14 protein-coding genes are annotated in these 10,502 nt (G+C 70.5%); 7 read left to right on the top strand and 7 right to left on the bottom strand.

What is annotated here, in order from left to right; all coding sequences use genetic code 11:
* Positions 1–274: 274 nt before the first annotated feature.
* Positions 275–1,180 (bottom strand): NAD(P)-dependent oxidoreductase, encoded by a 906-nt coding sequence (locus tag I53_RS19050; RefSeq protein WP_043353560.1) that lies wholly within the window; start codon positions 1,178–1,180, stop codon positions 275–277.
* A gap of 418 nt (positions 1,181–1,598) precedes the next feature.
* On the opposite strand from I53_RS19050, the gene thrS reads away from it, so the two are divergent.
* Positions 1,599–3,626 (top strand): threonine--tRNA ligase, encoded by a 2,028-nt coding sequence (gene thrS / locus I53_RS19045; RefSeq protein WP_043353559.1) that lies wholly within the window; start codon positions 1,599–1,601, stop codon positions 3,624–3,626.
* A gap of 328 nt (positions 3,627–3,954) precedes the next feature.
* Entirely contained in the window at positions 3,955–4,965 is a 1,011-nt protein-coding gene (locus I53_RS19040; protein WP_043353558.1) for a sensor domain-containing diguanylate cyclase, read from the top strand.
* A gap of 242 nt (positions 4,966–5,207) precedes the next feature.
* Here the strand turns inward: I53_RS19040 and I53_RS19035 are convergent, their stop codons facing one another.
* The 5 genes from I53_RS19035 to I53_RS19015 form a co-directional block, all read right to left on the bottom strand.
* Positions 5,208–5,633 (bottom strand): hypothetical protein, encoded by a 426-nt coding sequence (locus I53_RS19035; protein WP_043353555.1) that lies wholly within the window; start codon positions 5,631–5,633, stop codon positions 5,208–5,210.
* A gap of 58 nt (positions 5,634–5,691) precedes the next feature.
* Complete coding sequence (locus tag I53_RS19030) at positions 5,692–5,925, bottom strand: hypothetical protein (RefSeq protein WP_043353552.1); 234 nt, start codon at positions 5,923–5,925, stop codon at positions 5,692–5,694.
* A gap of 117 nt (positions 5,926–6,042) precedes the next feature.
* Positions 6,043–6,297, bottom strand: coding sequence for a hypothetical protein (locus I53_RS19025; RefSeq protein WP_043353551.1), 255 nt, complete (start codon positions 6,295–6,297; stop codon positions 6,043–6,045).
* Between the two features lie 50 nt (positions 6,298–6,347).
* Entirely contained in the window at positions 6,348–6,533 is a 186-nt protein-coding gene (locus tag I53_RS19020) for a hypothetical protein (protein ID WP_043353550.1), read from the bottom strand.
* A 34-nt stretch (positions 6,534–6,567) separates the two neighbouring features.
* On the bottom strand, positions 6,568–6,774 hold the full coding sequence (locus tag I53_RS19015) for a hypothetical protein (RefSeq protein ID WP_043353548.1): 207 nt from the start codon (positions 6,772–6,774) through the stop codon (positions 6,568–6,570).
* A 319-nt stretch (positions 6,775–7,093) separates the two neighbouring features.
* Between I53_RS19015 and I53_RS19010 the strand changes: the two genes are divergently transcribed.
* The 5 genes from I53_RS19010 (at position 7,094) to I53_RS18990 (ending at position 9,574) form a co-directional block, all read left to right on the top strand.
* The gene (locus I53_RS19010; protein ID WP_043353547.1) at positions 7,094–7,561 is read left to right on the top strand and encodes a MucR family transcriptional regulator; all 468 of its coding nucleotides are present in this window, start codon (positions 7,094–7,096) and stop codon (positions 7,559–7,561) included.
* Positions 7,562–7,800: 239 nt separating this feature from the next.
* Positions 7,801–8,076 (top strand): hypothetical protein, encoded by a 276-nt coding sequence (locus I53_RS19005; protein WP_043353563.1) that lies wholly within the window; start codon positions 7,801–7,803, stop codon positions 8,074–8,076.
* A 126-nt stretch (positions 8,077–8,202) separates the two neighbouring features.
* Positions 8,203–8,577 carry a hypothetical protein gene (locus I53_RS19000; RefSeq protein WP_043353545.1) on the top strand — a complete coding sequence of 125 codons (375 nt, stop codon included), beginning with the start codon at positions 8,203–8,205 and terminating at the stop codon, positions 8,575–8,577.
* Positions 8,578–8,837: 260 nt separating this feature from the next.
* Positions 8,838–9,020 (top strand): hypothetical protein, encoded by a 183-nt coding sequence (locus I53_RS18995; protein WP_043353544.1) that lies wholly within the window; start codon positions 8,838–8,840, stop codon positions 9,018–9,020.
* 254 nt (positions 9,021–9,274) lie between these two features.
* On the top strand, positions 9,275–9,574 hold the full coding sequence (locus I53_RS18990; protein ID WP_043353543.1) for a PilZ domain-containing protein: 300 nt from the start codon (positions 9,275–9,277) through the stop codon (positions 9,572–9,574).
* 112 nt (positions 9,575–9,686) lie between these two features.
* On the opposite strand, the gene I53_RS18985 is transcribed toward I53_RS18990, so the two are convergent.
* The gene (locus I53_RS18985) at positions 9,687–9,905 is read right to left on the bottom strand and encodes a hypothetical protein (protein WP_210274712.1); all 219 of its coding nucleotides are present in this window, start codon (positions 9,903–9,905) and stop codon (positions 9,687–9,689) included.
* Positions 9,906–10,502: the final 597 nt, after the last annotated feature.

The following is a 10,502-nucleotide window of genomic DNA, read 5'->3' as shown; positions in this document are numbered from 1 at the left end:
GGCGAAGCGCTCCGCCCGCGGGCTCCTGGAGATCCAGCGCGTGGACGGCGCGGTGCTGGCCGGCCAGTCCTTCGAGATCGCCGACGCGTCGGGTGCGGTGCTGGCGGTGGTCCCCCTCAAGGACGTGCTGGAACTGCCCTGATCCCGCGGGATGCCTTGCATCCGCGCCCGCGTCCCGCGGTGCCGGAGCGCGGCGAAGGCCGCGAAGGAGGCCTCCGGCCCGGCGCGCGATCCCTGAAGCCCTCCTTCGCGGCCGCTCCGCCGGGGCGATCCCCTAGGACCGCGACCGCACCCGGACCCCGAGCAGCGCCTCGAACGGCAGGACCATGGCGCCCTTGTCCCGGTCGCCGTGTCCCTGGCGCAGGGCGGTCTGGTAGGTGACGGTGGCGGCCGCGGTGACCGGCATCGGGAAGCCGTTCTCCGCGGCGATCGCCGCCGCGGCGACGAGGTCCTTGTAGGCCGCCCCCATCGGATAACCCTCGTCGAAGCGGCCCTGGAGGATGCGCGGCACGAAAAACTGCGCCGCGTAGCTCCGGCTCGTGCCCGTGGTGACCACCTGGGCGACCTGATCCGGGTCGAGCCCCAGGGCGACGGCCATCGGCAGCACCTCGGCGAGCGCCGCGATGTTGATGTCGTAGAGCACGTTGTTGATCGTCTTGGTGAGCTGGCCGGACCCGGCCGGCCCCATAGCGAGGATGGTCGTGCCGATCCGCGCCAGCAGCGGGCGCACCCGCGCCACCGCCCCGGCCTCGCCGCCGCACATCACGGTGAGCGTCCCGGCCTCGGCACCGGCCGGCGCCCCGGAGACCGGCGCATCGACGAAGGCGCGCCCGGTCGCCGCCACGGCGCGGCCGATCGCCAGGGCCTTGGCGTGGGCGATGGTGCTGAGGTCGACCACGACTGCCCCGGGGGCGAGGCGCTCCGCCAAGGCGCCGGTGCCGAAGAGCGCCGCCTCGACCGCGTCGCCGTCCGGCAGACACAGGAACAGCACGTCGGCGCCGGCGGCCTGGCCGGGATCGGTCGTGGCGACGAGCCCCGGCGCGTCGAGACCGGCGAGGCGCCGCGGATCGCAATCGATCGCGACGAGCGTCTCGGCGTCGGAGTCCCGCTTGGCCGCGAGGTTGCGGGCGATGGGATGCCCCATCGCGCCGAGGCCGAGAAGGGCGAGGCGCGCGGCCATGCGGGTGTCCCTGTTCCGGGTGTCCGGCCGCCCGCCCGTCCGTACGGGGGGAGGCGCCGCGCCAGCATGTCGCCGGACGGGGCCGTCTTCCAGCCCCGTCTCCGGCATTCGTGGGACGCGCGTCATTTCAGGGCCGCGCAGCGGGACCCGGCTCCGGAGGCTGCTCCGGTCGGGACACCTGCGCCGGTCCCCTCTCCCGTGCGGGAGAGGGGACCCGAATTCCCTGTGCTCGCGTCCCGCCCTCCAGCGCGGCCGCGCGGGGACGATCAGGCGCACCGGAACGGCGGACGGGGGCCAGGGATGCGTGGAGTTGCGCCGCGCCGTTGTTCCCTCGCCCGAGAAATCGGTCTACACGGCCGCTCCCCCGAAATTGCTTACCTGCCGCGTATGCAGGACTGAGCCCGGAGACGCTCGAACCATGCCGATCCTCACCTTCCCCGATGGCAACACCCGGGAGATCGCCGCCGGCACCACCGGCCGCGCCGTGGTCGAGGGCATCGCCAAGTCGCTGGCCAAGCGCACCGTCGCCATGGCGCTCGACGGCACGGTCGCCGACCTCGACGACCCGATCGCGGGCGACGCCCGCATCGAGTTCCTCGACCGCACCGACCCGCGCAGCCTGGAGCTGATCCGACACGATTGCGCCCACGTGCTCGCCGAGGCGGTGCAGGCGCTCTGGCCGGAGACGCAGGTCACGATCGGCCCGGTGATCGAGAACGGCTTCTACTACGACTTCCATCGCGAGACCCCGTTCACGCCCGAGGACTTCCCGAAGATCGAGGCGAAGATGCGCGAGATCATCGCGCGCGATGCTCCCTTCACCAAGGAAGTCTGGACGCGCGAGGACGTGCGCGCCTTGTTCGCCGGCAAGGGCGAGGGCTTCAAGGTCGAGCTGGTCGACGCGATCCCGCCGGGCGAGGATCTGAAGATCTACCGGCAGGGCGAGTGGTTCGACCTCTGCCGCGGCCCGCACATGACCTCGACCGCCAAGGTCGGCACCGCCTTCAAGCTGATGAAGGTCGCGGGCGCCTACTGGCGGGGCGATTCGAACAACCCGATGCTGACCCGCATCTACGGGACGGCCTGGGCGAGCCAGGCCGACCTCGACGATTACCTGCACCGGCTGGAGGAGGCCGAGCGCCGCGACCACCGCCGCCTCGGCCGCGAGATGGACCTGTTCCACTTCCAGGAGGAGGGGCCGGGCGTCGTCTTCTGGCACGCCAAGGGCTGGACGATCTTCCAGGAGCTGATCGCCTACATGCGCCGCCGCCTGCGCGGCGACTACGCCGAGGTGAACGCCCCGCAGATCCTCGACAAGGCCCTGTGGGAGACCTCCGGCCACTGGGGCTGGTACCGGGAGAACATGTTCGCCGCGCAGTCGGCCGGCGAGGAGGCCGAGGACAAGCGCTGGTTCGCCCTCAAGCCGATGAACTGCCCGGGCCACGTGCAGATCTTCAAGCACGGCCTGAAATCCTACCGCGACCTGCCCCTGCGCATGGCCGAGTTCGGGATCGTGCACCGCTACGAGCCGTCGGGCGCCATGCACGGGCTGATGCGCGTGCGCGGCTTCACGCAGGACGACGCCCACGTCTTCTGCACCGAGGACCAGCTCGCCGACGAGTGCCTGAAGATCAACGACCTGATCCTCTCGACCTACGCGGATTTCGGCTTCGACCAGATCGTCGTGAAGCTCTCGACCCGGCCCGAGAAGCGCGTCGGCTCCGACGCCCTCTGGGACCATGCCGAGGAGGTGATGACCCGGGTTCTGGCCCAGATCGAGGAGCAGTCGGCCGGCCGGATCAAGACCGCGGTGAACCCGGGGGAGGGCGCGTTCTACGGGCCCAAATTCGAGTACGTGCTCCGCGACGCCATCGGCCGCGACTGGCAATGCGGGACCACGCAGGTGGACTTCAACCTGCCCGAGCGGTTCGGCGCCTTCTACATCGACGCCGACGGCGCAAGGAAGCCGCCCGTCATGGTCCACCGGGCGATCTGCGGCTCGATGGAGCGCTTCACCGGCATCCTGATCGAGCATTTCGCCGGGCATTTCCCGCTCTGGCTGGCGCCCGTGCAGGTGGTGGTGGCGACGATCACCGGCGAGGCCGACGCCTACGCCCGGGACGTCATCCGCACCCTGGAGCGGGCTGGCCTGCGGGTCGAGGCGGATCTCCGCAACGAGAAGATCAACTACAAGGTCCGCGAGCACTCGCTGGCCAAGGTGCCGGTCCTGCTCGCCCTCGGGAAGCGCGAGGCGGAGGAGCGGACGGTCTCGATCCGGCGGCTCGGCAGCCAGCAGACCCGCACCCTGCCTCTGACCGAGGCCGTGGCGGCCTTCGTGGCGGAGGCGACCGCCCCGGATATCCGCCGCGCCCAGGCGGTGGCCGAGACGGTCCCGACCAGCGACACCGTCCTCGACGGCCATCACGGCGTGCACGACGCCCCGTGATCGCGCCGTGATCGCGCCGCCGCGCGGATCGCGCGGCGGCCGGATCGACCCGCCCGGCCTGCGCCGCCGGGCGGACGCGGAAACCGGCTTGGCCGACGGCCGGCATCCGCGCGCCGGGACCTCGTCCGGGCTCTGGACAGTCTTGAGGCGCATCCACGCGACCGTCTCAACTTCCGGATGGTGCGACTGCGCCAAGGATCGTTGAACGCGAATTGATTTCGTCAAGGTTGGCGAAAGGAATCCCATTCTATGAGGACAAGGGATTAATTTCCGAGCCGGCTCGATCCGGCGGCCGCGCGACGTGGTCGGTTGCTTCGGGGGAATGGCCATGACGGCGCGGGTGGGCAGGGCGGCGATGAAGCTGGCGCGGCGCTATCCTCGGGCTGTCCGTGGCCGGCGCCAGGACGGCCTCGGCCGCGGACGCACCCTCGGACCCGGTCTGGTCCGGGCCCTGGATTCCCTGCCGCACGGCCTGTGCGTGTTCGATGCCGCCGACCGGCTGCTGTTCATGAGCGACGGGTTCCGGCGCCTCTTCGGGTCGGCCGCGAACCGGATCCGGCCCGGCCTGCATGCTCGGGAGGTCGATGCCGCGAGCGCGGCCGGGCCCCTCCCGTCCGACCGGGATCCGAACGGGCTCTGGGCGGCGTGCCGGCGGCTCCGCGCCCGGGGCACGACCGATGCGGTGGTGCAGACGCTTCCGGACGGGCGCCAGATCGCGCGCACGCTGCACCCGCAGGCCGGCGGCGGCTGGACCGCCCTGTGGGAGGACGTGACCGAGCGCCGCCGGACGGAGTCGCTCCTGCGCTACATGGCCCACCACGACCCGCTGACCGGATTGCCGAACCGCTACCTGTTCGCGGCCCGGCTCGACCGGGCCCTGGCGCGCCGCGACGGCGTGCCCTGCGCCTTGCTGTCCATCGACCTCGACGGCTTCAAGCCGGTCAACGACCGTCACGGTCACGCCATGGGCGACGCGCTCCTGCGGCAGCTGGCCGAGCGCCTCCGGGAGGGGTTGGGGGCGGTAGACATCGCCGCGCGGCTCGGGGGCGACGAGTTCACCATCCTCCTGGGCGACGCGGCGCCGGCGCCGGCGCTCGGCTTCGCCCTGCACCTCCAGGCGCGCCTCGCCGCCCCCTACGATCTCGGTGCGGGATCCCCGATCCGCGTGGGCGCCGCGATCGGCGTGGCCTGCGCACCCCTGCACGCCACGCGGGCGCAGGCCCTGGCGGAGCGGGCCGACGCGGCGATGTACACGGCCAAGCGGCTCGGCCATCCGTGCCTGTGGGACGAAGCGCTGATTCTCGGGCCGACGGATACCGGACGCGGAGCCCCGGCCTGAGGCGGCCGCACCCCGATGTGCCGCGGAGCACGCCCGCCGCGAAAGCTTGGGCTTATCTCTTCCCCATACCGCGAAGACAGTCGCGAGCCGGAGGGAGATCGACGATGAGCTGGACCAACCGCATCACACTGGCGCTCACCCTGGCGGGTGGCGCCATCGCGCTGACCCTGTACGCGCAGGGCCTGTCCCTGCCGGCGCATTTCGTCTGAGCGGCGCCGCCGGACCTGCGGGCGGGGAGGCGCTCAGCGCGCCTTCTCGTGCTCCCCGAGGCCCACGGCCTTATAATCGTAGGTCGGGTAGAACTCGGTGCGATACGCGCCCCAGGCCGTGTCCTCGAGGACGCGGTTGACCTCGCGCAGGCGGGATGCGGGCAGCCGCAGCACGATGATCTGCCCGATCCCCATGACGACGGTCCAGGAGACGACCTCGATGCCCGGAGGCGGGAAGGCCTTGTAGAATCCCTGCCGGGCGAGCTGCGCGTTCAGGTCCGCCAGCGGGCGCGATTGGTCGTGGCGCAGGAAGACCGTCAGCATCACGGCGTTGTCGGCCGTGGCCGAAGCCGTGCCCGCCGGCGGGGGCGGTGCGGTCTGCGCCGTCGCCCATCCGGCCGAGCCGAGAAGCATGAGCGCTGCCGCGAGGGCACGGGCCGGACCTGTCGAACGTCGCATGTGATGCCCCTGTCTTGGACCCGTGCCGGCCTCCGACACCGCGCCGGAGGGCGCGCCGTCAGCCGGTTTCAACATCGTAGGAGAGGCGCAGCCGCAGGCGGACCGCGCCCTGCTCGTCGCGCACGGCGATGACGTAGTCCTGCCGCTGCACCGGATCGGTCAGCCCCTGCGCGACCCGGGTCAGCAATCGAACCGCCTTCGCCCGCGCCGCGGCAAGATCGGGCAGATCGAAGCCGTCCCGATCGCGAATCAGGTTGGCGCCGTCGTGGAGATCGATGAAATAGCGGGGCACGGATGCGGGCTCAGCGAGCGCGGAAGCGCGCAGGTATCGACCGCCGGTGTTTCTACGTAGTTTCCCGCGGGCCGCACTGCGCGGTCCTCCGTGTCGCATCCCGAGACGCGGCCGGGATCAGTTCCCCAGAAGAGTCTCGGCAAAATCTTCCGGAACCTCCCCGAACTGGCCGAGGATCGTGACGCCTTCCAGTTCTCCGGTCTCGTCGTCCGCGACGATCTTGAGGGCCGCCGCGCCCGGCATGCGGGCGGCCAGCGCCTCCGCCTTCTTGAGGGCGCCGAACTCGCTCTGGGCGGGCTCCTGACGGGCGGGCCGCAGGCGTTTCCGATGCAGCTCGAACGGCTGCACGAGGAAGGTGGTCCTCAGGGTCATTCCGGTCTCCTCGGCGCAGCCGGCGATCGCGAGGCCGACGGCTCGCTCGCCTACAGGCTGCGTGTGGTGACCCCAAGGGCGAGCAGGACGTAGGCACCGATGAAGAACCATTGCCGGTGCGCCACGACCGTTTTACCGACCATGGGGATGCGCGTGTACAGGCTGGCGACGGCAAGGCCGATCAACACGGCCGACACCAGGAACGTGAGCAGGCGCGGGGCGGAGAGCGTGGGCATGGCCCATGCTCGCGCCGGCACGCTTACCGGACCGTTACCGGTCGAGCCCCGGAACGAGGGGGCGTTGCGCCGTCAGCGGCCCCTGGGTGCCCGGAAGCAGTCCGACCTCGGCGAGCCACAGAACCGCGATCGCTCCGGCCAGCAGCGTCGCGAGCGAAGCGAGGCGCCCGGTCCACCGCCGGAGGACGATCATCACGACCACGACGGCCAGCAGGGCGATGAGAAGCACGAGCATCAGCATGGCCGCGCCATGCCACGCCCCGGCCGCCGCGTCACCGCAGAAGACAATGCAGCCCCCGGCCGACAGAGACGCGCAAGCTCCGAAGCCGCGAGACTCGCCTTCTGGTCGTTCCGCAGAGTGGAAACACTACCGCAGTCGATAGGCTTCGCCGGGCCGCGCAAGAAAGTTCTCCATCGCCGATTGCCAGATCTACCTTCCAGCTGTCCGCCGCGCGCACGCCAGTCATCCGCAGGATGCCCCGCGCCAAACGCTTTTGTAACTTGCATTCAGCGCTCAAAAGTAGCAGATCCCTCGTGAGGGGCACATCAGGAATCTTGCAGTGACAGAGGAAACCACAGGGCCCAACTCGAATTTCATCGAGCTGGCGGGCGACATCGTCGCCGCCTACGTGTCGAACAATCCGGTTCCGGCCTCGGAGCTGCCGGCCCTGATCGCGCGGGTGCACGGCGCGATCAGCGGGCTCGTCGCCGGGACCCTGACGCCGGAGACCGGGGCGGCGCCCCAGGCCGATATCGAGAAGCCGAGCGCGGCCCAGATCCGCAAGTCGGTCCGGCAGGACGGGATCGTCAGCTTCATCGACGGCAAGACCTACAAGACGCTGAAGCGTCACCTGACCAGCCACGGCCTCGATCCGCGCAGCTACCGGGACCGCTACGGCCTTCCGGCCGACTACCCGATGGTCGCCCCGAGCTACGCCGAGCAGCGCTCCGCCCTCGCCAAGGCGATCGGCCTGGGCCAGCCCGGCGCCATGGCCGAGCGTGAGCGCAAGGGCCGCAAGGCAGCCTGAAGGCGGACATCTCCGGGGGTGCCCCGTGCGGGGCGCCCCCGCAACGCTCCGTGGAGCCACGCGCATCGCGCCCCTGCGGCCGGAACGGCCCGCAGCCTTTGGCCGCCGGAACGCACCGAAACCGTTGCATCACCGCCACACGCCTCCAAGACATCGCAGGACACGGACAAGCTGCCACACTCTGCACAAAGCTGATGCGCACGCCGGAGCCCAGGGATGTTACCGAGGGGTTCGGCGAGATGAAGCGAGAGCAGACGATGACGAGTTCGGTCGTGCCGTTCCCGGCGCATATCGCGCCCGCGGTCGCGGACGAGGACACCGCGTCGATCATCGCCGTGTTGCAGGATCAGCTGGCGCTGGCCCGCGAGGGCCGTTTGCGCTCGGTGGCGGTGGTCTCCGTCTCGGCGGACGGCGAGGCGATCGGCACGCAATGGTCCTGCAAGGGCTCCGACATCAGCAACCTGATCGGCAAGCTGACCGTCCTGACCCATGACATGATGGCCGCCCGGAAGTGAGCGACGGGCTCTCGCGGGTGCGCCCGCGAAACGAGCCCACAGGGCCGCGCGGATGCGCGGGCACTGTCCGCCCGCTGCGGCGTTCCAGAGGCGTGGTCCGGTCCCGGACCGAAGGAAGGCCTTTGGATGACTCGTGCTCTTCTGCTCCCCGCGTTACTGGCCGCGGCCGTCCTGCCCGCCGCGGCTGCGGCGGCCGAAGACCCGAAGGACGCCACGCGCACCGAGACGATCGCGGGTCTTGTGCGGATCGTCGGCGCGCAAGCCGGCATCGTTCTCTACTGCCGCAAGTTCTACACCGTCGATGATGCGGTCTCCGAGGGCCTGTCCCGCACGGTCCGCCGGGCACTCGACGTTTCCCTCGGCCACCGGCAGGCGCAGACCGTCATCGCCGCGGAAGGCCGGCGCGTCGCGGAGGAGATCGCCGCGGTGGGTGCGGAGCAATGGTGCGCCGACCAACGCGAGATCCTGAATACAGACGGCGTCCGCGTCTTCATCGACTGAGCCCGCTGGGGGCCGGCCCTGCGCTCAGCCCCCACGACATCGACAGCCCTCGCGACAGATCTTCCACGAGGCCCGCGCCCAGAACAGATGAGGGCGGCAGACCGACTTTATGTTCCGCAATGCAGAACAGATTATGATCTTGTTCGCCCGTTCTTCGTCTGTCATGTTTTGACGACGGATGAAACTGAACAGATCAAGCCGGTCGCACTCGTCCGTACAAGAGCCCCAAGGGCCGCGAGACCGGCGGAGAAGGAAACGCCATGTCCCGACCGCTCTATCTGGCCCTCGCCCTCGTCCTATGCGGGGCTGCCGTCACGCTGTTCGCCTTCATGCGCGCGCCCCAGTCGAAGGAATTCGCCGGGTGGGATGTCGCCTTCATGAGCGGCATCGGCGCGGTCGCCCTGGGCTTTCTCACCACCCTCGTCGAGGTCGTCACCGGCTAGGACCGGCACCGGATCGATACGCAAGCCGCGACCGGTGCGGCGCAGACGAGCCCGACCCGCCGGTCACGGCTTCATCGCCCCCCTTTCTACTGGGCGGCCGGCGCGGCACAGGCCACGCGGTCGCCCGATCGCACCGCGCCCGAAGCCCGCTGAATTCACAGTTCGGCGGGCATCCCGACAATTCGATGCATTTCGCAAACCCTGTCTGAACCCGGGTGTCCGATCCTGTCGGACAGAGGTTTGTCGAGGCGGTGATGTTCGAACGACGCAGCGCTCCGCGCACGATCCTGAACGAGACCGGCAGCATCTCGGTGGACGAGCATCGAAGCCTGCCCTGCATCGTCTACGATCGATCGGCCGGCGGCGTGCGGATCGCGCTTCCGGACACCGAGATCGTGCCGGATCGCTTCATCCTCAGTATCGACGCGAGCAACGAGATCCTCGTCTGCCAGGCCATCTGGCGCAAGGCGGACGAGATCGGGGCGACCGCGGACGTCCCCGAGACGGCTCGGTCGGGCGGCTGGACGATGCTTCACGAGCTGGAGCGGGCCTGAAGGCGGCCGAAGGCCGGTCCGCCCCGCAGCGAGGCCGCGCGGCCCGAAGTGGCCCTTCGCATCGGATCATCACGCCGGTCGGCGCGCCGGGGCACCGTGGAGCCGGCTCGCGTCAGTCCCAATCGATGTTCAGAGAGCGCTCGAAGGCGGCCGCGGACAGTTCCTTGCCCTTCGGGTCGGCGACCGTGATCTCGCGGAAGCCGCGCCGGGCCAGTTCCCAGGTCTTCTCCATGGCTTGCTCGTCAGTCCCGCAGGCGAACGTCATGACGCGCCCGGACGGATCAATCCCCTTGACGGTGAACACGTCTCTCTCCCTGCTCTCACCTCCCATATAGAGGCGCGTCCCGCATCGCGCCTCCCGCCATCGTGAGAGACACGGGGCCCCGGCGCGTCGTTCCGCGCAGGGCGGGCCCTCCAACACGGAGCGGTGGACCATCATCGGCCCACCGGCGCGCGGGATTCGCCCGTGAGACGCGAAACCGAGATCCGACCGGTCGTTGCACGGTACGGTCGATCCCTGGACCTCCGTGCTCGTGCGGCCGGCCCGCCCGGGCGGGGATGCGTCGCCAGGCGGGTCCGACCCGGACGCGCGCCTTCGCCGGGACCGGCTTCGCACAGGCCCGCAGGGCCATCGGGAGCTCATCGACGCGCTTCACGATTCGGCCGATCTCGCCCGCACCCGCGGGCAGGCGCTCGATGCCGCGATGACGCCGTGCAGGACGTGTACAGAGCCATCCGCGCCCGGTCTCTGGGCGCGTGGGCGGGCGGCCCGTCGCGGCGCTGCCGGCCGTCTTCGGACGCGGAGTTGGGCAATGATGTACGGGGAGGTGGGCCGCCTGGCGGATGAGGGCCTGCGGCTGAGCCTGCGGCAGGCCGAGAATGCCGCATTGCTCGTGATGGCGATGCAGTATGCCTGGGCGGAACTGTG

It is taken from the genome of Methylobacterium sp. B1, assembly GCF_000333255.1.
Classification (GTDB): domain Bacteria; phylum Pseudomonadota; class Alphaproteobacteria; order Rhizobiales; family Beijerinckiaceae; genus Methylobacterium; species Methylobacterium fujisawaense.
Note: the sequence above shows the minus strand (reverse complement) of the source record. Positions and strands in the feature narration are given on the sequence as shown.

Excerpts from the sequence above, each read along its gene's own strand:
- I53_RS19050 (WP_043353560.1), bottom strand. The coding sequence starts at position 1,180 with ATGGCCGCGCGCCTCGCCCTTCTCGGCCTCGGCGCGATGGGGCATCCC.
- thrS (WP_043353559.1), top strand. The coding sequence starts at position 1,599 with ATGCCGATCCTCACCTTCCCCGATGGCAACACCCGGGAGATCGCCGCC.
- I53_RS19040 (WP_043353558.1), top strand. The coding sequence starts at position 3,955 with ATGACGGCGCGGGTGGGCAGGGCGGCGATGAAGCTGGCGCGGCGCTAT.
- I53_RS19035 (WP_043353555.1), bottom strand. The coding sequence starts at position 5,633 with ATGCGACGTTCGACAGGTCCGGCCCGTGCCCTCGCGGCAGCGCTCATG.
- I53_RS19025 (WP_043353551.1), bottom strand. The coding sequence starts at position 6,297 with ATGACCCTGAGGACCACCTTCCTCGTGCAGCCGTTCGAGCTGCATCGG.
- I53_RS19020 (WP_043353550.1), bottom strand. The coding sequence starts at position 6,533 with ATGCCCACGCTCTCCGCCCCGCGCCTGCTCACGTTCCTGGTGTCGGCC.
- I53_RS19015 (WP_043353548.1), bottom strand. The coding sequence starts at position 6,774 with ATGCTGATGCTCGTGCTTCTCATCGCCCTGCTGGCCGTCGTGGTCGTG.
- I53_RS19005 (WP_043353563.1), top strand. The coding sequence starts at position 7,801 with ATGAAGCGAGAGCAGACGATGACGAGTTCGGTCGTGCCGTTCCCGGCG.
- I53_RS19000 (WP_043353545.1), top strand. The coding sequence starts at position 8,203 with ATGACTCGTGCTCTTCTGCTCCCCGCGTTACTGGCCGCGGCCGTCCTG.
- I53_RS18995 (WP_043353544.1), top strand. The coding sequence starts at position 8,838 with ATGTCCCGACCGCTCTATCTGGCCCTCGCCCTCGTCCTATGCGGGGCT.
- I53_RS18990 (WP_043353543.1), top strand. The coding sequence starts at position 9,275 with ATGTTCGAACGACGCAGCGCTCCGCGCACGATCCTGAACGAGACCGGC.
- I53_RS18985 (WP_210274712.1), bottom strand. The coding sequence starts at position 9,905 with ATGGGAGGTGAGAGCAGGGAGAGAGACGTGTTCACCGTCAAGGGGATT.